This is a genomic window from Vibrio penaeicida (assembly GCF_019977755.1).
GTDB lineage: Bacteria > Pseudomonadota > Gammaproteobacteria > Enterobacterales > Vibrionaceae > Vibrio > Vibrio penaeicida.
Genome location: NZ_AP025145.1, coordinates 386,267 through 410,541, shown reverse-complemented (window position 1 = coordinate 410,541; position 24,275 = coordinate 386,267). Strand labels below are relative to the sequence as shown.

Annotated in this window: 19 protein-coding genes; 15 read left to right on the top strand and 4 right to left on the bottom strand. The window is 46.6% G+C overall.

The genetic code is table 11. The features are described from left to right. The first annotated feature begins 27 nt into the window (after positions 1 to 27). From LDO37_RS20265 to LDO37_RS20240, 6 genes are all read left to right on the top strand, one after another. Positions 28 to 2,214: a type VI secretion system Vgr family protein gene (locus LDO37_RS20265; protein ID WP_224055786.1), complete on the top strand. Its 2,187-nt coding sequence runs from the start codon at positions 28 to 30 to the stop codon at positions 2,212 to 2,214. Positions 2,215 to 2,219: 5 nt separating this feature from the next. After that, a complete protein-coding gene (locus LDO37_RS20260) occupies positions 2,220 to 3,545 on the top strand; it encodes a hypothetical protein (protein ID WP_126607018.1) in 1,326 nt (441 codons plus the stop codon). Positions 3,546 to 3,555: 10 nt separating this feature from the next. After that, positions 3,556 to 4,521, top strand: a complete 966-nt coding sequence (locus LDO37_RS20255; protein WP_126607017.1) for a DUF1911 domain-containing protein — start codon at positions 3,556 to 3,558, stop codon at positions 4,519 to 4,521. 25 nt (positions 4,522 to 4,546) lie between these two features. Next, positions 4,547 to 4,813, top strand: coding sequence for a hypothetical protein (locus LDO37_RS20250; protein WP_224055785.1), 267 nt, complete (start codon positions 4,547 to 4,549; stop codon positions 4,811 to 4,813). A 75-nt stretch (positions 4,814 to 4,888) separates the two neighbouring features. Next, positions 4,889 to 5,419 carry a hypothetical protein gene (locus LDO37_RS20245; RefSeq protein ID WP_224055784.1) on the top strand — a complete coding sequence of 177 codons (531 nt, stop codon included), beginning with the start codon at positions 4,889 to 4,891 and terminating at the stop codon, positions 5,417 to 5,419. A gap of 40 nt (positions 5,420 to 5,459) precedes the next feature. Next, positions 5,460 to 5,744: a type VI secretion system PAAR protein gene (locus LDO37_RS20240; RefSeq protein WP_126608598.1), complete on the top strand. Its 285-nt coding sequence runs from the start codon at positions 5,460 to 5,462 to the stop codon at positions 5,742 to 5,744. A gap of 30 nt (positions 5,745 to 5,774) precedes the next feature. Here LDO37_RS20240 and LDO37_RS20235 read toward each other — a convergent pair whose 3' ends face one another. Continuing rightward, positions 5,775 to 7,676, bottom strand: a complete 1,902-nt coding sequence (locus LDO37_RS20235; RefSeq protein ID WP_224055783.1) for a sensor histidine kinase — start codon at positions 7,674 to 7,676, stop codon at positions 5,775 to 5,777. 156 nt (positions 7,677 to 7,832) lie between these two features. Between LDO37_RS20235 and LDO37_RS20230 the strand changes: the two genes are divergently transcribed. The 3 genes from LDO37_RS20230 (at position 7,833) to LDO37_RS20220 (ending at position 11,342) form a co-directional block, all read left to right on the top strand. After that, complete coding sequence (locus LDO37_RS20230; RefSeq protein ID WP_126608597.1) at positions 7,833 to 9,008, top strand: Mur ligase family protein; 1,176 nt, start codon at positions 7,833 to 7,835, stop codon at positions 9,006 to 9,008. A 72-nt stretch (positions 9,009 to 9,080) separates the two neighbouring features. After that, positions 9,081 to 10,652 (top strand): hypothetical protein, encoded by a 1,572-nt coding sequence (locus LDO37_RS20225; protein WP_126608602.1) that lies wholly within the window; start codon positions 9,081 to 9,083, stop codon positions 10,650 to 10,652. A 12-nt stretch (positions 10,653 to 10,664) separates the two neighbouring features. Continuing rightward, a complete protein-coding gene (locus LDO37_RS20220; protein ID WP_126608596.1) occupies positions 10,665 to 11,342 on the top strand; it encodes a tail fiber domain-containing protein in 678 nt (225 codons plus the stop codon). A gap of 44 nt (positions 11,343 to 11,386) precedes the next feature. On the opposite strand, the gene LDO37_RS20215 is transcribed toward LDO37_RS20220, so the two are convergent. After that, positions 11,387 to 12,016 (bottom strand): response regulator, encoded by a 630-nt coding sequence (locus LDO37_RS20215; protein WP_101110194.1) that lies wholly within the window; start codon positions 12,014 to 12,016, stop codon positions 11,387 to 11,389. Positions 12,017 to 12,235: 219 nt separating this feature from the next. Between LDO37_RS20215 and LDO37_RS20210 the strand changes: the two genes are divergently transcribed. From LDO37_RS20210 to LDO37_RS20195, 4 genes are all read left to right on the top strand, one after another. Then, positions 12,236 to 13,189: an alpha/beta fold hydrolase gene (locus tag LDO37_RS20210; protein WP_126608595.1), complete on the top strand. Its 954-nt coding sequence runs from the start codon at positions 12,236 to 12,238 to the stop codon at positions 13,187 to 13,189. A gap of 267 nt (positions 13,190 to 13,456) precedes the next feature. Next, positions 13,457 to 14,782, top strand: a complete 1,326-nt coding sequence (locus tag LDO37_RS20205; protein WP_126608594.1) for a trypsin-like serine protease — start codon at positions 13,457 to 13,459, stop codon at positions 14,780 to 14,782. Between the two features lie 253 nt (positions 14,783 to 15,035). Further along, positions 15,036 to 18,209 carry an isoleucine--tRNA ligase gene (gene ileS, locus LDO37_RS20200; protein ID WP_126608593.1) on the top strand — a complete coding sequence of 1,058 codons (3,174 nt, stop codon included), beginning with the start codon at positions 15,036 to 15,038 and terminating at the stop codon, positions 18,207 to 18,209. Positions 18,210 to 18,583: 374 nt separating this feature from the next. Further along, positions 18,584 to 20,074 (top strand): serine hydrolase domain-containing protein, encoded by a 1,491-nt coding sequence (locus LDO37_RS20195; RefSeq protein ID WP_126608592.1) that lies wholly within the window; start codon positions 18,584 to 18,586, stop codon positions 20,072 to 20,074. Positions 20,075 to 20,185: 111 nt separating this feature from the next. Here the strand turns inward: LDO37_RS20195 and LDO37_RS20190 are convergent, their stop codons facing one another. Beyond that, positions 20,186 to 21,484 (bottom strand): aminotransferase class I/II-fold pyridoxal phosphate-dependent enzyme, encoded by a 1,299-nt coding sequence (locus LDO37_RS20190; protein ID WP_126608591.1) that lies wholly within the window; start codon positions 21,482 to 21,484, stop codon positions 20,186 to 20,188. Between the two features lie 166 nt (positions 21,485 to 21,650). Between LDO37_RS20190 and LDO37_RS20185 the strand changes: the two genes are divergently transcribed. Both LDO37_RS20185 and LDO37_RS20180 read left to right on the top strand, forming a co-directional pair. Continuing rightward, entirely contained in the window at positions 21,651 to 22,541 is an 891-nt protein-coding gene (locus LDO37_RS20185; protein ID WP_126608590.1) for a dihydrodipicolinate synthase family protein, read from the top strand. Positions 22,542 to 22,579: 38 nt separating this feature from the next. Beyond that, entirely contained in the window at positions 22,580 to 23,785 is a 1,206-nt protein-coding gene (locus LDO37_RS20180; RefSeq protein ID WP_126608589.1) for an MFS transporter, read from the top strand. Here LDO37_RS20180 and LDO37_RS20175 read toward each other — a convergent pair. Beyond that, on the bottom strand, positions 23,782 to 24,237 hold the full coding sequence (locus LDO37_RS20175; protein WP_126608588.1) for an HPP family protein: 456 nt from the start codon (positions 24,235 to 24,237) through the stop codon (positions 23,782 to 23,784). The genes LDO37_RS20180 and LDO37_RS20175 overlap by 4 nt on opposite strands. Between the last annotated feature and the right edge of the window lie 38 nt (positions 24,238 to 24,275).

The following is a 24,275-nucleotide window of genomic DNA, read 5'->3' as shown; positions in this document are numbered from 1 at the left end:
GGCTTAGTCCCTATTTATGAGGACTGAATGGGCACCTTAAACTTCTCATTGGATGTCGAAGGACTGGCTTCGGATACCTTGATTGTGCGCGAGTATCACGGGCAAGAATCCCTGTCGAACTATCAGGGCTGTCATGGCTTTCGCTATCACATTGAACTCGCCAGCCGCTCTATGGACCTCACGCCTGAGCAAGTGGTGGACAAAAACGCTTGGCTGTCGGTGATTCAAAATGGGGAAGTCACTCAACATGTTCACGGCATTGTCCGCGCCTTTTCAAAAGGCGACACCGGGCATCAACACACCTTTTATTCCCTGACGTTAGTCCCTGCCATTGAGCGGTTGTCTTTGCGTCAGAACAGTCGCATCTTTCAAGATTTAACGGTGCCTGAGATTCTGTCTGTGCTGTTTCAGGAAATGGGCATCAACGATTATGCCTTTTCCCTGAAGCGGTCCTGCTTGCCCCGAGAGTTTTGTGTCCAGTATCGGGAAACCGATTTGGACTTTATGCATCGCCTCGCCGCCGAAGAGGGATTGGTCTATCGCTTTGTTCATCAGACGAGCAAACACACGATTGTGTTTTGTGATGACACCCAAGCCTACGACACCTACCCGTTTCCAGTGCCTTATAACGCGCTAGCCGGCGGCACTATGGATGTCCCTTATGTCTTTGGGCTCACCGAGCGAGTGCGCTCCGATGTGTCTAGCGTTCAGTTTCAAGAATACAGCTTTAAGAAACCCACCTACGCCTTTAAACAAGAGCAGCTTGGTGAGGAGATGAGCTATCAACGCGATGGCTATGAGTATTACGATGCCCCTGCTCGCTACAAAGACGACGACAGTGGCGCGGCGTTCAGCCAATATCGGTTGGATTACCTTCGTCGTACTGCCCACATTGCCACTGGGCAAAGCAACCACCCTGCCCTGCAAGCGGGCACCAAGTTTACTTTATCTGACCATTTGGATGAGAGTTGTAACCGCACTTGGCTGGTGGTGAGTGCGACTCACACAGGCAAGCAGCCTCAAGCCCTGGAAGAGGAAGGCGGCAGCGGGGTCACCACTTATGGCAACACGTTTACAGTCATTCCCGCTCAGCGCCAGTGGCGCGCAACGCCAACCCCGAAGCCGCAAGTCGATGGTCCGATGATGGCAACCGTGGTGGGACCGGAAGGGGAAGAAATCTTCTGTGATGAGCATGGGCGTGTGAAAGTTCATTTCCCGTGGGATAGGTATTCCAACAGTGATGAGCTGAGTTCGTGCTGGGTTCGTGTCTCTCAGGGTTGGGCGGGCAGCCAATACGGCATGATGGCGATACCGCGTATTGGGCATGAGGTGATTGTGTCGTTCTTAAATGGCGACCCTGACCAGCCGATTATTACTGGGCGCACCTATCACGCCACCAACATTCCGCCTTATACGTTGCCAGACAACAAGACCAAAACCGTTATCCGCAGTGAAACCCATCAAGGCGACGGCTTCAATGAACTGAGTTTTGAGGACCAAGCCGAGAACGAGAAAGTCTACCTGCATGCTCAGAAGGATTTAGAACGGGATGTGCAAAACGACAGCACCACTCACATTCACAACGATGAACATCACACGGTGGACAACGACCAGTTTACCCATGTGAAAAACAATCAGCACCTCACGGTAGATGGGGAAAGCCGAGTGAAAGTGACCGCCGATAAATCCATCGTAGTCGATGGCTCTTTCCATACCAAATCAGGTTCAAAGACTCTTAACGAAGCCGGAATGGAAACCCATTTCAAAGCTGGTAGCAATATCGTTCTAGAGGCAGGTTCTGAGATCACCGTTAAGGCAGGAGGCAGCTTTGTCAAAATCGACCCAGCAGGCGTGCACCTAGTCGGTCCAGCTATCAACCTCAACGCTGGCGGCAGCGCTGGGAGCGGCAGCGGGTTTGGTGGTGCGCTACCTGAAAATGCACAAGAACTCGTTGTCGAAGAAAAGACACACAAAATCGAGTTTTTTCATCTAGATGGAAATATGGAACCAAAAGCTAACGCAAGCTATAAAGCCATCCTAAGTGATGGTACAGAAGTAACGGGCAAGCTTGATGGCGATGGCTATGCGCTCATTGAAGATGCACCAAATGGTGTTGCCAATGTTTTCTATCCACCAGAAGAGCCTTTTGAAGATCTGACTCGCGAATCTGTTTCTGGTGTGCTGTCTCGAATTGACAAGTTGCTCGGGAGCTAATGAGTATGTGGGGAAATGACCTTTTAAGCTGGCTCTACGATAACCTTGAAGAAGCATACGATGCTGGCGAAGACTACGTCATCCAAAAAGCCAACCAAGTTGCTGACGCAGCGGTAGCCTCTGTCCAATGGATCTGGGAAGCACTCCAAGGCGACTTTAACGAAAACATGACTACTGGTCAGATTGCTGCCAACGCCGTATTAGGTGTGATCCCAATTGTCGACCAAGTGCTTGATTGCCGAGATATCATCGCTAACTGCAAAAAGATCAACGAGAAGCCAAATGATACTTGGGCATGGGTAGCGCTTTGTCTAACCATAATAGGATTGATCCCCTCTCTTGGCTCTGTCGTTAAAGGTGTTCTGAAAATAATCTTTTTGTTTTTGCGCAAAGCAGGAGGAGATGTTTTTGTATTAGTTGGTAGAGCAATGCGCCCTGTGTTTGCGTTCCTTGCTGACCCTAAAGTCCAAAAACTTCTTGGTGACAGGAATATCTATGACATTCTTCAGGAGGTCGTTAACAAGCTCAAAGAAGTAAAAGGTATGGTCAATGCCGATCTTTTACTCTCACTGTTTGACGAAGTAATTGATGCCATAAAAGGTACGGTAAGCAAAATCAGCCGTATAGCACCGAGCAGTGTCAGAATTTGGCTCCAAGAAGCGCTCACTATTGTGCTAAGCGTACGACAAAAAGCGGATGAGATGATTGCGAAAGCACTCACACCAGTTCAAAGTTTACTTGATGACGTAGCCAAAGCATTACAAGATCAAGTCGATCAAGGGCATAGAGCTTTCCCAGATACGCCGTCACCAAACCTCCATCAACTCGATGATTCAGTAGTCGACATTAATCCAAGGATTTTGACGACGACCCAAAAAGGGCTTTACGGTGAAATCATTAGTGATCACTATATGGTTAGTAATGGCTTTACAAATATGCTACCTGAAGCAAGACAGGTGCGGTCTTTAGAAGATGTCCCTCGAGGACGAGGGATTGATGGGATATACCTAAAAACCGATCCTCCACCACTCTATGTAATTACTGAAACTAAATTTCGTCTGGATTCGGGGAAATATATAGATTCGGACGGTATAGCCAGAAGTTCAGTATTACCAACAACGAGAGGCTCAGAAGGTTACCCTGCAGCTAAACAGATGAGTGATGCTTGGATACACCCTCGAATACCAGATGAAATTGGTGATGATGGCGCTTATGATGTCATGACTAATGGGTATGAGCGTTGGCTAATGTTGGTCGATGAAAGTGGTGAAGTGGTCAATATATCGAAACTAAATCACCTCGGAAACTCTACCGAGTCGATTGATTTATAGCAGGAAAAAGATGGACGAATACAACACAATTCGAAGAGACTCATTATTAGAAGAAGAAACTTTTTTAAAAAAACGAGGTTTCTTCCTAGATAGGGTAAAAAACGATACCAAAGCTCTGGATGTGATAAATAATTCGACAGACGCAATACATCGCTCACGTGTTGGTTGGGACAGGTTTACTCGATTTCTTGAACATTCTATTTGTGGTTATTCTGGCGGAGTAGAACTCAGTATTTTTTCACAAGAGTTTGCAGAAGCCTTAGAAACTTTAATGTTACACAAAACTAAAGCTTCTCACTTTCAACTTCAATATTGGGAAAAAGACAGCTTCCAATACATTTTGTGGCTTCTAAGCCTTTCAGTGCTTCTTGGTCAAAAAGAAAGTATTGGTACAGTAGTAAGACTTATAAGTAAAAACCCTATTGCAGAAGATGACCCTCTATTGAGTATCACACTGTCTAGGTTGGGGTATATCGGATTACCACGTAACTCCGCTGAAAAATTAGTTTTTGAGACACCATATGTCGATCTTTATGACGCCGTAAAAGGTGATGGAGTCACACCAACAAAAGTACACAGACAAGAAAGTATTAAGCGCTATCTAAAGAATTGGTACAAAGGTTCAAAAGGTTGCTACTGGCACGATCGTCATAAAGGAAGATTTCCAACCTTTTTCGGCTATTGGGCATTTGAAGCCGCACTTGTTACTGTGCTCTATGAACTGGATGATTCTAGTTATCGCCATCTGCCTTTTTACCCAAAAGATATTGTTGATCACGCCCGTCAAGCTGGTATTGCTGAAGCTCTAAAGCCAAACAATATTCCACAGCACTATATTGCTTTCCCAAATGATGAAAGCCCAGTAAGTGCTGAATGGGTAAGTAACCTTTCGAATGAATCCATTTTCGTCAATCAGGGGGAGAAACTTCCTACTCAAGATGATGATGAAAACAAGATATTCTGGGTGAGTGTTTGAATGCCAAAAACAACATATAGAATACATGAGATTTGAAACCAAAGTGGTTAAGTTGCAGATTTTACTTGAACAACTTAGAAACAGTGCGATTAACCGCAATACACAGCAAGGTGTGAAAGTTTTTGACTGGGCGTTAGATTCACTTTCGAAAACAATTTCAGTAGATGAATTTAATAAAATTTTAGAGAAAGTTAGGAAAGCTCTTAGCGGTATAGAAGCTCATGGGAAATTTACTGTTAAGGAATCGGAGTTGGTTGATTCCATAAGAAATCTTTATCTCTTAGAACCTTGATGGCTTGCGCTACTAGACAAGCTTTTTTGCAAATTTAACGACAAAAACGGCAGCAAATTTTTTGGGAGTACTTAGGTGATAAGATTAAAAAAACCTTTAAGTATATTGATTGGGATCAGTTCTGTGATTTGGTCGAGCCTGGGTATTACATCCACGGTTTACATTAACGACTCAGGCAAATTCAATGTTCAATTTGAAGCATTTACGAAGGGCGAAAGCAGTGACCTAAAAATTGACGGACGTTCTCACCTTGCAACCAAAATGAGCGAAGAAGAAAAAGCTGAATTTGAAAAGTACCTCTATTGGAAAAGTGGCAGCCTAAGTAACTCTGAATGCGCTGTAAGTTCATCTACTTCTATGAGTAAAATTCTAGGAAAAATTACTGCTAAAGGCATAGAGCCTCGAGACATACTCAAAAGTGGCAGGTCTACATTAGAATTTATGGATGAACAAAATCAGGAAGCAATGTTTCCACTGCCTAAGTACAAAATTCGACAAGTGCTTTGCATGTCAGATGAAGAAATTAAACCCTCAAAAAGCAACGTATTTTTCTACAATCAGCTTTGGGGTGTAATGAAACTAAAGGAACTAAGGTCTAGCAAGTAAGATCTTCAATCACGCTATCTATAACGTATAAGAGGAAACCATGGGTAACGCAGTAGTTTTAGGAAATATTGGTACCGATCATGACGGTTTCCCTCCCACGCCTGTCTGTGGTGCATCTCCCGATGTAAAAGCCGATGGTATTCCCATTGCGCGAGTTGGCGACCCATTGGTCCCTCACGCAAAGCCTAAACATCCCCCCCATGGTCGGAGTATTGCTGCGGGTTCTGGCACTGTATTTGTGAACGGCAAACCCGTTGCCCGTTCGGGTGATGCGGTGAGCTGTGGTGGCTCTTTGGTTGGCGGTGGAACCGTCACTATTGGTTAGCTTTTTTTATGTCTAAGATTGGGAAAGCACTTATTTTCCCAACTTTTTTAGTGGCACTTGTACGTCAGCTAACCCACCTCTTTCAGTCAGCTCAAAACTAAACTCGCCATTCATCTTTTTTGCTCGATTTTGAATCGAGGACAAACCATATCCATCAGATTTCTTATCAACAAAGTCTTTGGAATTTTTCCCGTTGTCCTGAACCTGAATGATGAGCTGGGAGTCGTTTTGAATGCAGTGAAAACTCACCTTTGTGGCTTGGTTGGCGTGCTTGATGACGTTGGTAATCAGTTCTTGCAGAATGCGTAGCAGGTCCAGTTTGGACTGCGGTGTAAGAGTCACGGCGCTGTCTTCACACTCCACAAACCATTCCAGTTCTATATTGGCGGCTTGAAGCACGGGATCAATACGCGCTCGCCATTGCCCGAGTAATACGCTGAATTGCGCATCAAAGAGCGGGTTACGAGAATCAAGAATCAGTCGTAAATCGTTCAGGCATTGGGTTGCTTTGAGCTGAATATCGGTTTGGTTGGCGTTCGGCACTCTTAGTAACGTAATCAGCTCAACGAGCTGACTGCCTAACCCATCATGCATGTCAGAAAGCAGGCTCTGACGCTCATCCATTAATGCCTGTTTCTTTTCCAGATCGTGAGCCACTGCCTGCTCTTTTTTATAGAGCGCGATGGCTTCCACCACTTTCTGCTCTAGGGTTCTTTGCAATTCTTCACTGCGGTTTAGTGCACTGGCATATCGATAGATAAGAAGCACGCACAAAGTCAGAAAGATAAGTAAGTTTGCATGGGCGCTTAGCGGGAAATGCATCTCCAGAAGTTGCATCCCGTCCAGCGAATCCAATACCCCTGAGACCACGCCAATCATTCCTGCCGTTGCGAGTAACAAAGCGCTTTTACTGCGATTGAATAACGCCTGAGTCACCAATACATAGCCGATATACACCGAGCTCAATGCAACATAACCACGTAAAGCGCTTTCGTTAAATCGCCACCAAAGTTCGGTCGGTTCGTATTCATAAATCACGAAAGACGATGCCGCCAGAACCAATGTCGCCACACTTACGATTAACTCGACAGACGGGCGTTTAAGCTGATACCAGCGATGCAAAAACAGCATCATAAACAAGGTGAGAAAAGGCTGAACCGTGACTGTTGTCATCCAGTAAGTTTGTTGGGAAATAGGCAGCGACGACACCGTAAATGTCATATTACTCATTGCCCAGCATGCAAAGCCCAATGCAAAGAAAAGGTACTCAGTGTTGTTGCGTCGAAACCACCACAGCAGCAGGTAAAACAATGTAATCAGCGGAGTCAGCCACTGCATCACAATGTGCAGCCCAATCTGCGACCAGTACTGAAACTGATAGTAGGGCTTAACCTGCTCTGGTGTGCCGTAAAAAATCTCGGGCATTTGCAGCCCGCCACTGGACGCGATTTTTACAGTCAGTGGCAGTTCACCCGCCTCAAAAAACGAATTGGGCAGCTCATGATAGGAAGGGCGATAGCGAAACCTTGGCATCATAGAATCGCGGGAATGAGCAATCGGTGCCGTCTGCCAGATCATCTGCTCGCCCAAGTAAAACTCGGCAGTGTCGCGGAAAGGTGGCAAAAAGATAGCTGTGGTCGCGTTCGAATCTTTGTCGACTTTAGGAAGCGAGATCCGATACTCGCCATAAGAAAAATTGAGGTGCTGGCTGTAATTATGAGGTAGGGCGACATCTATCAGCTTGGTGGTTTCATTGTCTTTAAGAACCAGCACGCCTGACTGCACCGACGGTAAAGAGACGAGATCACCGTACCTCAGTAGCGATACCAGTGCGTAAATTGCTACAACCGGCACCAAAACAATGATCGCCAAGCGCACAAATACTTCCCGAGATGCGCTTTCAGGTCTGTTCAGCGATGTCCTTTCGCTCAATTGCATACCGTTTACTATTTTATAAAAACTCAGTCTACTGCCATTTCTATCCGCTCTGCAACCAAGTCCCCCCAAAACTGGGGATGGTGAATCCCCCTTGTCCGCGTAACGTAAATATCCAGTCACGCAACTTAACTGATTCGAAAGGATTCGATAATGAAATGGGCAGCGGTTACCGGAACTAATGGCAAAACCACCAGCGTAGAGTTAGCAAGGCTGTTGCTTTCCAAGCTTGGTATTCATGCAGCCAGTTGGGGCACATTAGGGGTGGGGTTGGATGGGGAGTTTGAAGACGTCCCCTGGTATTGCAATTCCAGCCAACGGATTCACGAATTCATTCAAGATCTCACCGCACAGAATCAGGTGGATGTCTGTCTGATGGAGTGTTTTAGTCGCCTGATCGAGATTGGGCAGTACCAACATTTCGAGTTCGACTGTGCTGCCTTTACCAACTTAACGCACGATCATCTGGACTATCACCCCACCCTCGAAGACTACCTCAATGCCAAACTTAAACTGCTGAAGCATTGTAAAGCTGGCGCTGACGTGTGGATCAACCAGCAAGATCCCATGCACCTCAAATGGATCGCTGCAAGCCAGAGTTCTGGATTGAACGCTCGGTTATTTGCCAACTCAACGTCCACCCCCGGATGGTTTGGGCGGCTAGAGGGAAACACATTATCGCTCAATCTTAACGGCTTTGTATGGCAGGGAGATTGCCCATTCTTTGGCGAACATAACGTTCAAAACTTGCTGACTTCACTCGGTATTGTCCAGAGCCTTTACGGTAAGGAAGCACTCATACAGGCTTGCCAATATATCCCCACTCTTTCTCTGCCACCCGGTCGGCTAGAATCCATCGCCACTAAAGGGAACCGACAGGTGTTTGTCGATTTTGCCCACAACCCAGACGGGCTGATTAAGTCTCTGGATTCACTGAATCAAACCTTTGGCAAAAAGCTGGTGGTGGTATTCGGTTGCGGGGGGGACCGAGACAGAAGCAAACGCGCACCCATGGCAGAAAGTGTCAGACAGTTTGCAGACCAAGCCTTTATCACCAGCGATAACTCACGAAGCGAGCCGCCTGAACAGATCTTCGCACCACTCAAAAAAGTCCTGCCACATGCCCGAGTCATCAAAAACCGGACGGACGCCATTTATCAAGCTTTAAAAACACAGCAGCCCGATGAAATCGTTGTGGTCGCCGGGCGAGGTCACGAGGGCATAAAAGTGGATTCCGCCACGGAGCTGATCGCCCCTTTAGAAAGGACTCAAAACGTGCGGGATACCGACATTATTCATCATTGCTTAGCGCAGTTGCCGCACTGGTAACTGCGCTAGGCAAAGCACTACTCAGAGCAAAAAACAGCCAGATTACAATTATCTACACTCAAGGAGGACATGATGCGAATAGCCGTTATTGGTGATTCCGTGATGTGGGGGCAAGGTATTCCCCGTCACTTAACCTATGCGAATCAACTCGTCAGTTGGCTTCGACAAAACGTAAATAGTGGCGCAAACGTGCGGGATCTTCACCAGCCCGTCACTGGCGATTACAAAGCCCACTCAGGTGCCATTATCGGGCATGACAACGAGCACCACCGACGCCCGAGCTACGACACCAACTTACCGCAACTCACCTATTTTGGTGATTTACCTGCGTCGTACCCGACCATTACCAGACAACTCACGGACATCGACCAACCCGAAACCGTCGACTTGCTGCTAATGAACGGCATCGCCAACGACGTGGGGTTTAAGTCTGCCGCCACCGATTTTGAAAAGACGGTGCAAAAGCTGGATGGACTGGTCGACGACCGCCTGATTCCGTTTCTGGTGAAAGCCAGAAATCAGTGCCCCAATGCGTTGATCATTTATACGGGATACTTCCCGGCCGTTTCCCCGCATTCAAAATTTGAAAGTGTGGAGCAGGTATTGGACGTGATGGAGCAAGCGGGTTCCGTGTTGCAGGAAATTGCTAACTTTCGCACCGGAAACCGTTTTGCCGACACCATTATTGAGTTTGCCGAAGCGCTCACGCCCATCGATGACATTCTCGGATGGATGGGCGACGGGCTGACTGCACCAACCGACCAGCTCGACATCATCAAACTCAATGCTTACCTGTTCTATACCGCCATGGAACTGGGCGCAATGCGTGCCGCCAACAAGGTCAACCAACAACTCACCGCAAGTGGCAAAGCGCCCATCTGGTTTGTTCACCCCGGTTTGTCCGCCAGCAAAGCCATGTTCACCCGGCAACCGCAGGTGTGGGGATTGCGAGGCGATCCTCTTGTCACTCGCGAGCGCGTCAAGATGTGCCCGAAATATCAGGCAACGTTGAGTTTTTCTGCATCGGAAGGGTTGGAATTGGGACAAAACCTGCTCACTGCGGTGTCTTGCCAGAAAGCCCACATGCTGCATCCCAACAAATCCGGAGCAAACCAGTATTTTGCTCGTCTGCAATCCATGATGACCGACCATCACACCTTTAGCCTGCGTAAAGTGATGGGGCAAATCGCGCCGAATTATCGCGTCCGTAAAGCCACGGAAGAACTCGGAATTCCGTTTAATGGTTCGCTTCGAAATCTGATTCCTCATCAAACGTTAAACATGCTGGGGGCAACGCTGACGGTACAAGCAAGAAGCAACGCAGAAAAGCTGGTGTTCAACCTCCATTACGGGGATCGCAAGTTTCCGCTGGTGGTGAAATCGCTGGTGAATCAGGGGGCGATGAAGCTCTACGCTTCCGAGCAAGTGGTGCTGGATACCGAGGCACGAGTTCCCATGAAATCCGTCAGAAAACTGCACCTTCGCTGCGCGACATCGGGGGTGAACAAAGTCGCTAACGTGAATCTGCAAGTGATGATCAACGGCGCGACCTTCTCATTCGATTTAGAAGAGGCCAACGGCACACTCAGCAGTGCCGGAACTCCGCTACCATTCGGGCTCTTTTCTACGCCAACTCAAAACTAAAAGGACTTAATTATGACTACCGACATCAAACTGGGCACCCGCCGAATCGACAACATCGCAAACCACTTTCGTTTTGGTCAGAGAGCCGAAGAAAACAAAGGCACTGGTGTTGAGATTCTGCGCGACAACTTAATCATCACTTCGGAGTTTTCTAGCCGCGCCAACCGCACGGTTATCACGCCAAACCGTGTTCGCACCAAATCAACCGTGTCCGATAAAGTGTTCTGTGAAGAACAGGAGTGCCGCAAAGAGATCAGTGTAGGCAGTGTGGCAGCGGTAACAGAACGCATCGACAACGAAACTGGCTCAATTAAAGTCATCACTCCCAAGGATACCCCCGATATTCACGTCGATGGAGAAACCGGAGCCATCAAAGCGCGTAACTTTCGCCGAACGTCTGATGAAAGGCTTAAGAAAAACATCAACCCTATCCTTTCACCACAGCAAATCCTCAGTCAGTTGAATGGCGTGACGTTTTTGTGGAAAGACAGCCATAGCAACACTACGGAATACGGGCTGATTGCGCAACAGGTAGAAGCGGTCATCCCATCTTTAGTGGATGAAGACGCAGAAGGCATGAAGAGTGTCGACTATGAAGGGCTGATCCCTTTGCTGCTGGAAACCACCAAGCAACTACACCAACAGGTTCAACGATTGGAAGAGCGCATCATGATGCTGGAAGCGAAGTAACCTGAAAAAATGCAGGGGCTAGAAAAATGTTCTGTTATTCAGAGCTACTTTATCAGCCCCTGTTGATTGGCTTCATACACTGCTTCACAGCGGCTGTTGACTTCAAGTTTGCGATAAATCGCTTTGATATGATCGTTCACTGTGTAATGAGAAATACCCATCATATTGCTGATTTCACTGCTTTTAAGCCCTTTTGCCAGCAAAGTCAGTACTTCGTTTTCACGGCCCGTTAATGGATTCGGCAAAGGCTCTTTTTGCCCACCCTGAATTTGGTTCAGCACATGGGCAGCCACGGCAGCACTCATGGGTGCGCCTCCGGCGAGTTGGTTAGCGATCGCCTGCTCTATCTGTTCGAATGGGGTGTCTTTCAGCAAGTAACCGCGAGCACCCGCTTCGATGGCTTTGAGCACATTGTCTTCGTCGCCAAAGATGGTTAGCACCATGATTTCCGTTTTTGAGGATTGCGCTCTTAAGTGAGCGATCAGTTCCCGCCCATTACCGTCGGGTAAGCCCAGATCAACCAAGGCTAAATCGTATTGATGCCGCTTAATCAGCTCAAAAGCCTCCGCCAGACAACTGGCGCTGTCGCAATGGCTGATTTGCTCAGAGTCCGAAAGCTGAGATAAAAACTGTCGATATGCGGGAATGTCTTCAACAATCAGTAAGCGGGTCATGCGTGTCTCTAAAAATATGGGAATACAAAGTATGGGAGTAGAAAGTTATACATCAGTTGTTGTGTAAGAAAAGTGTGCAACAGCAAAGTTCAGAGAACGGTATGTAAAACATCATCAATTGGTTCATTCTTCAATACTCAAACCACCTAGATTTTCCTTTAGCTCTTTGAATTTTTAGGTAAAGTGAACAGTTCACTGAAATGTACAAGGAATTTGGCGTTGAATGAGAGCGAAAACGTTGCACTTCAGCAATACGAGAGTAAACAAATGAATGAAGAGAGCCGACCATCTGAAGATAAGTTCACTTTACTCGTCGAGCTTCATGACAATACCTCCATTGAAGTGAGTATATTCACGGCAGAGGAAGATTCGGCTCCCGTTTGTATTTGTCTGCCAGCAATGGGAGTGCGTGCTGAATACTATGGCGTGCTTGCCACAAAGCTTGCTGGGCAAGGTATTACCGCTGTTACCTGTGATTTAAGGGGGCATGGCAAAAGCTCTGTTCGTGCAGGTCGTCACCGCAACTATGGCTATAACGATATTTTATCTACGGATATTCCGGGAATCATAGCAGCCGTTAAGCATCGCTTACACTGCAAAGAAGTTTTTATTTTAGGGCATAGCCTTGGTGGTCAGCTTGGCTTGTTGTACGGAGTTCAGTCTGAAGACGTCAAAGGTACTATTCTGATTGCCAGTGGCTCAAACTGGTACAAAAACTTACCGAAGTTAAAAGCGAGGATTGGTCGCTATGTCGGTTATCACTGTATTAAAGCACTCAGCAAGATATGTGGTTACTTTCCTGGGGAACGTTTTAAATTTGCAGGGACAGAATTCAAAAATGTCATCTCAGACTGGCTACACGAATCTCTAACAGGCAGGTACAAAGTTACTGAGTCTTCATTAGACTATGAACAGCTGCTCAATACGAGCAAATTACCTGTCCTGTTTATTTCAATCGATGGAGACAGCTATGTAACGCCAAATTGCAGCCATTACTTGGCGAGCAAACTAAAATCGGCTCAAGTAGATAAGGTTACTCTAGCTCCCGATGAAGTCGGTCTTAAAAAACCCTGTCATTTCCGCTGGGTCAACCACCCTGAACGAGTTGCTGAACACATTCAATGCTGGCAAGAACGCACTTTCGATCGAAGGAGCCACACTCCCTCAAGATAGAGAGTTCATAAACATTCAAGGATTTTCTTAATCGAATTCAATACGTTAACTATCAGTAATTTCAGATAAAAGTCACCCTAACTCGTCCGATCACTGTGTTGTTTCAGCCAGCCTTTTGACACTCAGTGCATAACATTTATTAAGTGCCATTTATTTTCGAAATCAATTTGTTGAGTAAAAAACAGGCGACTAACATGCTTTATGCCCCACGAGGCATATACCCAAACCTTCGAATGTTTGGGACAACTAAAATTAAAAGGATAAAGCATGAAATCACAGATGAAACTCAACATGCTGGCAGTGGCTACCAGCCTTATGCTGCCTATGACGGCAAGCGCTTCAGACATTACCCCCAGAATTGTGAACGGCAACGACGCAAACCCAGCCGACTGGCAATTCTTCGCTCAGATCGTTCCGTCTTACAGCGAGCGCTCTTTTTGCGGTGGTAGCTACCTTGGTGAGGGCTTTGTACTCACGGCTGCCCACTGCTTGCGCAACAAACATACCGCTTTCTTTGACGTTAAGCTGGGTGGATATAAGTTTGAGAATAAAGAAGGCACGCGCTTCGAGGTAAAACGCGTATTTATGCATCCAGAATATGAAGCAGCGTATGGCTTAAACGACATCGCGGTAATTGAGCTGAAAAGCATACCGACTGGATTTAGTGGCGTGAATTTGGGGCAAACCAACTTGAGCCAATATGTTCGAGTGGGCGATCCACTGACCGTTGCTGGGCTAGGTCGTACGGTAGAAAAAGGCCCTTCGCCAAAAGTATTGCAGGAAGTGGACGTACCTCTGGTATCAACCGAAACCTGTAACGCCGCAGGCGGTGCCTACCAAAACGGGTATATCGGAAAATCGGCATTTTGTGCAGGCTACCTTGAAGGCGGGAAAGACTCTTGCTCTGGTGACAGCGGTGGTCCAATCGTTGTTAACCAAGGCGGACAAGTCAGCCAACTTGGTGTGGTGAGCTGGGGAGTCGGTTGTGCTCGTCCGGGCAAATACGGTGTGTACAGCGATGTGACGCATTACCATGATTGGATCAAAGGGGTCATCGCCCATCCAGACGACCAAGTCGCCTTCACTTACAAGAAATCGATTCAGGTTGAAGGGTTTGAGCTTGGACAAAGCAAAAAGCACTTCTTTACCATTCGTAATACTGGCACGGCAGACATCAATATTACGTCGGCAAACTTAACCGGTTCAGGCGTTGCTGAAACACCAGCCATGACAATCGATAAATGCACAACCGCGCCACTGCTTGCGGGCAGAGCGTGCTCCATACAAGCGACCTTTGGCGCTATCGCAGCAGGTACCGCAGAAGTGAAGCTGGACTTCACCATCGATAGAACAGGTACAAAGATCCACACCGCTGCAATAAAAGCGACGGTTACAGACTCTTCCAACCCAACTAACCCAGGGAATGGCTGCGCGGAAGCTTGGCAAAGCGGAAAAGCTTACCAATCTGGCGATTTAGTGAGCTGGAACGGCAGAATCTGGAAAGCGAGATACTGGAACCAAACAGAACCGGCGGACACTGGAAAGTTTGGCACTTGGCTTGATCAAGGTGCAGATACTTGCACTGGGGCGTAATGGTCTAAATTTCGCGTTGGCTAGCCTGTTTTTAGTCAACGTGAAGAATGTACTAGCCAACTTGATTGACAGGTAAAACACATTCTGCGATGCTGCATTTATGAACACGATCGCGCAAGCTGGTATCCAACGAATTATAATCATCATTTCAATCGGAATGGTGGGATAGCTTACGCAGCTAAGAATCTAAAAAAACCCACCTAAGAGGTGGGTTTCTTACTTAACCTCTTAGGAAAACCCATTAGAGGTAAGTATGTCGACACAACCTAGCCAAACCGCTTCGTCATCCCAAGAAGAAGCGTCATCGACCCAACCGACTTCATCAACGAAGTTTTCTTTCGTACAAGCTGAACACGATGTATTGAATTTTTGGCAGCAAAACCAAGTCTTCGAAAAGTCACTTGAACAATCCAAAGGCAAGCCAGAGTTTATCTTCTATGATGGTCCTCCGTTTGCAACGGGCCTGCCTCATCATGGTCATCTTGTTGCCTCTACCATCAAAGACATCGTTCCTCGTTACCAAACCATGCTAGGTCATCACGTGGAACGCCGATTCGGTTGGGATTGCCATGGATTACCCATCGAGCACGAAATCGATAAAGCGTTGGGCATGTCTGCTAAAGAGACAGTGGAAAAATTTGGCATCACCAAATACAACGATGAATGCCGTGGCATCGTTCAGCGTTATACCCAAGAGTGGGAAAAAACCATTTCTCGTTTGGGTCGTTGGGTCGATTTCAAAAATGACTATCGCACCATGGAACCATGGTACATGGAATCCGTTTGGTGGGTCTTCAAGCAGCTTTGGGGCAAAGGCTTGGTATACCAAGGCGAGAAAGTGGTTGCTTACTCCACAGAACTGGAAACGGTTCTTTCTAACTTTGAAGCTTCTTCTAACTACAAAGACGTTCAAGATCCGGCCGCAACCGTTCTATTCAAACTCGATGATGAAGATGCTTATCTCGCCGCATGGACAACCACACCATGGACGTTACCTTCTAACTTAGCGCTCTGTGTTAACCCAGATATTGACTACGTAAAAGTACAGGACAAAACCACGGATAAAACCCTATGGCTTGCCGAAGCCAGAATGGAAGTGGTTCTGAAAAACAATGAATTCGAAGTACTGACCAAAGCAAAAGGCAGCGAGCTAACAGGCAAAACCTACCAGCCACTTTTCCCATACTTTTCCGCTCACAGTGAAAAAGGCGCATTCCAAGTACTTGCAGATGGGTATGTTTCCCTAGATAGCGGTACAGGCATTGTTCATATGGCACCCGCCTTTGGTGAAGACGACCAACGTGTATGTCGTGAACACGGTGTCGAAATCAGCGTTTGCCCACTAGACACTCGTGGTCGATTCACTGAAGAAGTGAACGATTTTTCCAACACCTATGTGAAAGATGCCGACAAACCTATCCTTCACGCTCTTAAAGACAAAGGATTGCTGTATCGCCAAGAAACGCTAATGCACAGCTACCCATTCTGCCCGCGTTCCGATACACCAATCATCTACCGTACCGTGCCTTCCTGGTATGTAAGAGTGACAGAAATTCGCGACAATCTGGTCAAGAACAACCAACAAATCAAATGGGTTCCAGAACATATCCAGCAAGGAAGAATGGGCAAATGGTTGGAAAACGCGATCGATTGGGCGATTTCCCGAAACCGTTACTGGGGAACGCCGCTTCCAATCTGGATCAACGAAAAAACCGGTAACCACTTGTGTGTTGGTTCGATTGAGGAACTGACCAAACTGACGGGTAAAGAAGTGTCTGATTTACACCGTGACCACGTGGACGACCTTACCTTTAGTTTGCCAAACGAAGAAGGGGTTTACCGCCGTATTCCTGAAGTGTTCGACTGTTGGTTCGAGTCTGGATCCATGCCTTACGCGCAAGCTCACTACCCGTTCGAAAACAAAGAGAAGTTTGAATCCAACTTCCCAGCGTCCTTCATTGCTGAAGGGGTCGACCAAACTCGTGGTTGGTTCTACACCTTACAAGTACTCAGCGAAGCCTTATTTAACAAGCCTGCGTTTAGCAACGTGATCGTTAACGGCATTGTGATGGCAGAAGATGGCAAAAAGATGTCTAAGCGTTTGAAGAACTACACCGCTCCAGACATTCTGATGGAAGAATACGGTGCCGATGCCTTGCGCTTGTACTTGATCAATTCAGGCTTGGTAAAAGCGGAAGAACAAAGATTCGCAGACAGCGGCGTTCAAGAAATGGTGCGACAAGTGCTGCTTCCTTGGTACAACGGTTTCAAATTCTTTAAGACTTACGCTGATATCGACGATTGGAAAGCGTCGGGCAAACTGGACACAGATAACATCTTAGACCAATGGATCGTGTCTCGATTAGAAAGCTTAAAGCAGAAAGTAAACACTGAAATGCAGGCGTACCGATTGTACGAAGTTGTACCACCTTTGTTTGAATTCTTGGACGACTTAACCAACTGGTACATCCGTTTAAACCGCGCACGTTTTTGGCAATCTGAAATGAACCAAGACAAAGACAGCGCCTACGCAACGCTTTACTACTGCTTAAATACCTTCTCAACACTGATGGCACCTTTTGCGCCTTTCTTGTCGGAGCATGTATACCAAGAACTCAAAGGCTACTCGCAAGAAAGTGAACAGCCACTCTCCGTGCATTTGTGCGATTACCCGCAGCCAAACACCGAAGCGAAAAAGCTGGAGCTGGAAAACAGTGTCGAGCGCTTCAAACACCTCGTCGTTATGGGTCGCCAGAAGCGTAACGAGATGAAGGTCAAAACCAAGACACCTCTTAGCCGCGCTACGGTCCTTCACCGTGATCCGGAAGAGTTGCGCGATGTGGAACGATTGGCCGGTTACATCAAGTCGGAACTGAATATCAAAACCCTCGAATTCAGTACTGAAGAGAACCAGTTTATCGACTTGTACGCCAAGGCGAACTTCCCTGTGTTGGGTAAACGACTTGGTAAGCAAATGAAGCACTTCGCCAGCTTAATTGATCAGTTAACCGCAGACGACATTGATCGCTTGCAGCAGCAAGGGCAAATTGACATTGATGGTCAGAGCTTCACCGAAGAAGAGATCGTCATTTACCGTAAAGCAAAAGAAGGGTTTAACGCGGTATCCAATCGATTCATTTCCATGGAAATCGACCCTAATCTCACCGACGAACTTATTGCAGAAGGCATGGTGAGAGAAGTGATCAGCCGGATTCAGAAAACCCGTAAGACCATGGGGCTAGAAGTAACGGATACCATCTCTATTTCTATTCATACCTCACCAGACGTTCAGCAATGGATCGAGAAACACCAAGACTACTTGCAAGAAGAAACGCTAGCTAACCAATTGGATTTCTCGTTAGCCGAAGATGCTGGTGAAAACCACGCTCTGGAGATGGGTGACGTTCGTATCGACGTTCGCAAATAACCCCTCTCTACTCCTTAAAAAGGTTGGCTAACCAAGATTAGCCAACCTTTTTTATTTCCCTACCGTAATACTGACTGACAGCATTAATAATCCTTAACAAAACCTCAAACTTCCATTGACCTTACTTCTGGCACATTAAATAGGCGAAACAAAATGAGCTCGACAAATTACTTCACTAAATGACTCATATGGCTGTTTGCATCATCATTTTATTTAATTCTTATCCCTCGGCCGCATTTTAGAAACCTTATATAAAATGTGGGGATACGTTTAATATAAATTGAATAAGGCTTTAATTTCATACCCAAACTGTTTGAAGTGGCGGCATCCACTGTTGCCACTTCAATCAGGGCGGGTTTTATAGGGATGTTACTATGCGTTTATCTTTGCCTTTGACTCGTTTGAGTTACACCATTGCAGCAACACTTGCCGTCGCCATACCTTTCACTTCTGTCGCTCAGAATGACATTACCCACGATACCATCACTAAGGGAGCTATCTCTCAGGGAACCACCTCACAGGATATAGCCTCTTCAAATAAGCACTTAGGCTTGTTTTCATCCAACTTTGGAGGGCTTCCGCACGTTAAGTTTTATCAACATGATGGACAAGACTATATATTGACAGCATGGGGACATGAAGCCATTACCGTTGACTCAGAAGGGCACTTTCGCTCTCTAGAAACGGGGACGGGAACTCAAGGCAAATTTGGTTCCGACATAAATGGGAATTACGTCAACGCGACCATCACTTATTGGGGAGCTGACCATACCTTTGCCAGAGTGGAAGATGCCAGCGATGACGAATTGGTTGACAAGATCTACCAATCGAGCTGGTTCAACAGCATAGAAACGCAATCTGAATGCCACGAAGATTGGTTGGTCAAAAATGAAGACGTCAAATACGATAAAGAAAAGCTCAATAAACTGCTTAATAAATTCAAGAACAATAACAACTTCTATCAGAAAGCAAGTAGCTTTTTGGTGATGAAAGGTGGGCAGTTAATTATTGAAGAATACATGAATGGCTGGAAGCAATCCTATCCGCACTCGATTCAGTCTGTCACCAAAAGCCTTACGTCACTCATGACTGGGGTCGCCATCTATGAGAACAAACTTTCTGGTATTCGGCAGCCACTCGGCGAGCTGCTACCTAACCACTCTCAGTATCTGCAAGGTGAAAAGAGCAAAATTACCTTAGAGCACTTGCTCATGATGGGTGCAGGTTTAGACTGGGATGAATGGACAGTGCCTTATTCCAGCCCTGAAAATATCCGCTATCAAGAAATGCGAAGCCACACTCCTGTTAAATTCACTTTAGATCGCCCACTAACATCCGAACCCGGTACCCAATTCAACTACAATGGCGGTATTGTTACTGTAGCTGGGGAAATCATTGCCAACAGCTATAAAAAAGAGCGATTCGCAGGTGCAATAATCGATTCTGGTCTATCCAAACTCTGTTTTAAAAATGCCTATATATCGGCGCAAATGGGTGACGTAAGTAATACCGCTGGTGGTGGAATGTTACGCCCTAGAGATATGCTCAAACTGGGTATGCTGGTGAATAACGACGGAAATTGGCAAGGTGAACCCATTCTAGCAAAAGAGTGGATTGAAGATTCGACCCGTGGCTATTTATATACCAGCCCCGGAGCCAGCACATATGGCTATTACTGGTGGCTTGATGATCACTTTGTTGATGGTCGAGTCTATAAAACCATTTACGGTTTAGGCTATGGCGGGCAAATGATCGCTATTGTGAAAGATTTGGATTTGGTTGTGGTTAAAACCGCGACAAACTACGCCAATCGAAATGACGCAATGCACCTAATGAAAAACGATATTATCCCAATATTCAATTAATGGGATGGTCGAAGCATAGATTAGCAGCCATCTCAAAATCATTAGGAGCTTAGCTTACCACTAAGCTCCTTTTGTATTTCGTTTCAGCAATACTCTCGCCGTAGGAAAAGATTATAGACAAACCGAGACGATATCTTTCGCCAGTTGCTGGGCTTGTTGCTTATCCAATTTTACCGTTGTAATTCGTAATCCTTTCGATTGGCTATCAATATCATACAAACTTCCCGGTCTGACTAACCAACCCAGTTTAGACAGTTCATAGGCACAAGCCTGACTATCACCTTTCACTGGCACCCAAACATTCACTCCTTCAATATCCTCTCGAATGGATAATCCATGTTTTGCCAATGCTTGGATCAACCATAATCGGCTCTGACGACACTTCTCGCTCGTATCAACAAGTTGCTTTTGAACCGACTTAGATTGTAATGCGGTGAGAACCATAGATTGTAAAATGCGACTTACCCATGTCATGCCCGGAATCAAACGACTTTGTAGCCGCTTTGTCGTCACCAAATCTGCGGCTACAAATGCCAGCCGAAGATCTGGACCTAACCCTTTAGAAACTGAGCGGTACACAGCCCAATACTGTGCATTATCTGGGATCAGATTTTGGTATTCGCAGGTAGAAAGTAGCGCGTAGTGGTCATCCACCAACACCAGCACATTGGGATAACGAGAAAGCACATCACGAATTTCTTGAGCGCGTTTTTCACTGTAGCAACACCCCGTCGGGTTTTGCGCTCTAGGCGTGAAGAGCACCGCTCGCGCTCCTTTTTTTAGGTGGGCTTCAAGTTCATCCGGCAGCATACCATCGCCGTCCATGTTGGCTCCGACGGCAACCATACTCGCAAGTTGAATAGCATTAGCGGATCCGAGATAACACGGGTCTTCTACGGCAATTTTGTCACCGGGAAGTAAATGGGTAGCCAACAAACGCTCTAATGAGTCGACGGCTCCACCTGTTATCGAGAACCCCATTTCTTCAGGGCAATCCGCTTTAAAACACCCTCTGCCAAATTCTTCCATTTCCGGCAATATAGGGGATTCACCATAAACAAACTGCTTAAAATTACTTTGTTGCGCAACTTGGTTTAGATCGGGAAGCCACTCTCGTTTTAAGTTTCCATCCGCCAGATCCACCAATTGAGTTTCGGTTACCCCGTCATGCTGACCGGCTGTTTGCCGAGCTTTTACCCTAGTTCCCAACCGGCCTTTAGTTTCCGCCAAGCCCGCTTTCACCAAGCGTTGATAAACACCAGCAACCGTATTTCTATTCACGCCCACTTCTTGAGCCAGTTCCCTTACTGGGGGCAAAGCACAGCCCTCTTCAAGCTCTCCAGAAGCAATGAGCGATCGAACCGACTCAAAAATTTCTTGGCCAGTTTGTCCTTTTATCTTGATTTTCATCTTTGTCCTATGACAATATATTTATTGAACTATGACAATAAATGTTTCGCACTAGGACAATGATACCACTCTGATCTTTCCTTTGCAGGATGCTGTGTATCCCTTTATGCATGAGTTCAAACATTTAAATTCCTCTCTACCACTAACGCTTAAAGGAATACGCGATATGTTTACTGGATTAAGTGGCTTCCCTATCACTCCTTTTACTGACGACCAAATAGATCACTCAGCCTACGCTAACCTTATTAATCGCTTGGCCGACACTCAAATTGATTCTATCTGTGCGCTCGGTTCGACTGGTTTATACCCTTATTTGAATACTAAGGAGAAAGAACAGGCAATCCAAATAGCTGTAGAACACGCTGGTCATATACCCGTACTTGCAGGCATTGGCTCATTGAGGCTAAGGGATGTACTCGCCAATGCCGAGCAAGCCGAAAAGTTGGGTGTGAAAGGGCTTCTACTTGCTCCCCTTTCTTATCAGCGATTAACCCAAGAAGAAGTGTATGAACTGTACCGACAGGTTGCAGAACAAGTGTCTGTACCGATTTGCGTTTACGATAATCCACCCGCAACCCACTTCACTTTCACTGACGAACTTCACACTGAAATCGCAAAGTTGGAAATGATCAAATCGATCAAGTTCCCGGGTATGCCATTTGAAAAAAATGGAGAACAACGAATCCAGCAGCTCAAAGCTATTCTGCCTTCCGATGTAACTATTGGTGTGAGCGGTGATGTTTTTGCCCCTTCAGGTATCCAATCGGGCTGTGATATCTGGTATTCCGTGCTGGCGGGGCTTTTCCCTCGTACCGCCCAGCATATCTTCTATCGAGCTCAACAGTGTAATTCCAAACAAGCCACAGAGCTTTCACAGAAATTTGATCCTTTGTGGGTTCTATTCTCTGAAAATCTGGGCGGAATGCGAGTAATGGCATCTGCCGCAGAAATATTAGGGTATGCCGAAGCCCCGTGTTTGCCCTCACCACTCACTGGGCTTAACACCGAGTCGCAAGCAATCCTTCACAAACTTATTTCAGAGTTAGAACTGATATAAAACTCAAGAAAAGAAAAAAGAAGATTAGGAGCAAAAGTATGGACGGTATAAGCAAAAAACACCCTGAGCTTAATAACACTTCTGCTCTCCTTACTCTTTTCGCCATTCTTGCCAGTTTTGCGCGAACAGCGACAGGTGCCTCGACTGTCGGTATTTTGGTTTTGGCTGCTGAAAATGGGATTAACGGTCAACAAATAGGCATACTTGCCGCGTGCCTTACGGCTCCGCATTTACTGGGTCCTATTTGGGGGCGCTTCTTGGATACAGTGGCCGATTCACGCAAGTTAGTCGCTCTCGCCGCTTGCTGTTACAGTGCATTTTTACTGTTAGCAGCTCTCCTTTTTCCTGCGCTTCCGTACCCCATATTGACTGCGATTTTAGTTGTGTGCGGTGGTTCCGCTCCCTTTTTGATGGGCGGTATTAGCGGACAACTCAACTACCTGTTTAAAGCCAACCAGCAGTTAAGAAGAAAAGCACAAGGGTGGGATGTCGCTTGTTATGCCATAGGCACAACCACTGGTCCCATGCTGGTGGCTCTACTTACCAAAAACTTCAATGCTCAGGTAGCCGTGGCGACCATTGCAATACTGCCGTTGATCACTGCCTTTTTGGTGATGAGGCTTCCTAAACATGAAAAACAAACCAACGACAGGCAAACAGTGCCTACCGTTACCGTTGTCGCCAAACAGATCCTTCAAAACGGTGCGTTGAGCCGAACCCTCTACCTAACCATGACCACTTCTTTTTCTTTGGCGGCGTTACCCATTTGCGCCATCTTTTTGGTGTCTGGCTGGCAGCAAGATCCAGCCAGTGCCGCGACTCTCGTGAGTGGTTATGGGATCGGGAATTTGCTGGGTTCCCTGTTTTTAATCCGATGGCCAAATCAGAAGGAAGCCGATCCTAGTATGACAACCTCTGCCCTCGGTGTTGCTGTAGGGATCTTGTTTATCGCGACTGCCTCGTTCTATTCATTAGGGCTTGGGGCTTTTCTGATTTGTGGCATTGCCAATGCCTTTTTCTTTGCTGCAACTTTGGCAGCAAGAACGGAATATGCCCCTCCACAAAGTGCTTCTCAGGTCTTTATGTGGATTGCCGCAATGAAAATTGGGGCTGTCTCGATTGGTAGCTATCTCGCTGGAGTGTTGGCAGAGCGCTCTCCCCAAACAACGTTATGGATTAGTTTACTCATTGTGTTGGGGGTCGCTGCTATTAGCCAGCTTCACCGATATTATGGCAAGCACTAGGGTCTGTTGAGTAAGCGACCTTGCAGTAATTGAAACAGCTTACCTACAGCGACAATGATCAACGCCCCACTCAGCACAGGGAAGATCAAAAACCACCAGCTTTGCCCAGATAACATAATAAGTATTGGGTTCGCCCCAGCAGGTGGATGAGTCGTTTTCGTTAGTAACATCATTGAAACACCTAGCCCCGTCGCTATCGCCAACGTTAATGGCGTTACCCCAATCCATTGCGTAAAAATCACCCCGATTAAAGCGGTAATCAAATGCCCCAGCACAACATTTTTAGGTTGGGCTAGCGGGCTATTGGGTAAGCCAAAAACGAGGACCGTTGTCGCCCCGAAAGGCGCCATTACCAACGCAACTTCGGTTATTGATGCTTCCATGTGCGTTAAAACACCAATTGCGAATGCTGCCCCCACCCCTGCTATACAAGAAATTAAAGAATTGTTCATATCATCTCACTCAAAAAAGTAGACAGACTTGTCTACAA

Excerpts from the sequence above, each read along its gene's own strand:
- ileS (WP_126608593.1), top strand. The coding sequence starts at position 15,036 with ATGTCGACACAACCTAGCCAAACCGCTTCGTCATCCCAAGAAGAAGCG.
- LDO37_RS20215 (WP_101110194.1), bottom strand. The coding sequence starts at position 12,016 with ATGACCCGCTTACTGATTGTTGAAGACATTCCCGCATATCGACAGTTT.
- LDO37_RS20230 (WP_126608597.1), top strand. The coding sequence starts at position 7,833 with ATGAAATGGGCAGCGGTTACCGGAACTAATGGCAAAACCACCAGCGTA.
- LDO37_RS20240 (WP_126608598.1), top strand. The coding sequence starts at position 5,460 with ATGGGTAACGCAGTAGTTTTAGGAAATATTGGTACCGATCATGACGGT.
- LDO37_RS20180 (WP_126608589.1), top strand. The coding sequence starts at position 22,580 with ATGGACGGTATAAGCAAAAAACACCCTGAGCTTAATAACACTTCTGCT.
- LDO37_RS20185 (WP_126608590.1), top strand. The coding sequence starts at position 21,651 with ATGTTTACTGGATTAAGTGGCTTCCCTATCACTCCTTTTACTGACGAC.
- LDO37_RS20255 (WP_126607017.1), top strand. The coding sequence starts at position 3,556 with ATGGACGAATACAACACAATTCGAAGAGACTCATTATTAGAAGAAGAA.
- LDO37_RS20265 (WP_224055786.1), top strand. The coding sequence starts at position 28 with ATGGGCACCTTAAACTTCTCATTGGATGTCGAAGGACTGGCTTCGGAT.
- LDO37_RS20250 (WP_224055785.1), top strand. The coding sequence starts at position 4,547 with ATGAGATTTGAAACCAAAGTGGTTAAGTTGCAGATTTTACTTGAACAA.
- LDO37_RS20220 (WP_126608596.1), top strand. The coding sequence starts at position 10,665 with ATGACTACCGACATCAAACTGGGCACCCGCCGAATCGACAACATCGCA.
- LDO37_RS20175 (WP_126608588.1), bottom strand. The coding sequence starts at position 24,237 with ATGAACAATTCTTTAATTTCTTGTATAGCAGGGGTGGGGGCAGCATTC.
- LDO37_RS20225 (WP_126608602.1), top strand. The coding sequence starts at position 9,081 with ATGCGAATAGCCGTTATTGGTGATTCCGTGATGTGGGGGCAAGGTATT.
- LDO37_RS20195 (WP_126608592.1), top strand. The coding sequence starts at position 18,584 with ATGCGTTTATCTTTGCCTTTGACTCGTTTGAGTTACACCATTGCAGCA.
- LDO37_RS20205 (WP_126608594.1), top strand. The coding sequence starts at position 13,457 with ATGAAATCACAGATGAAACTCAACATGCTGGCAGTGGCTACCAGCCTT.
- LDO37_RS20260 (WP_126607018.1), top strand. The coding sequence starts at position 2,220 with ATGTGGGGAAATGACCTTTTAAGCTGGCTCTACGATAACCTTGAAGAA.
- LDO37_RS20190 (WP_126608591.1), bottom strand. The coding sequence starts at position 21,484 with ATGAAAATCAAGATAAAAGGACAAACTGGCCAAGAAATTTTTGAGTCG.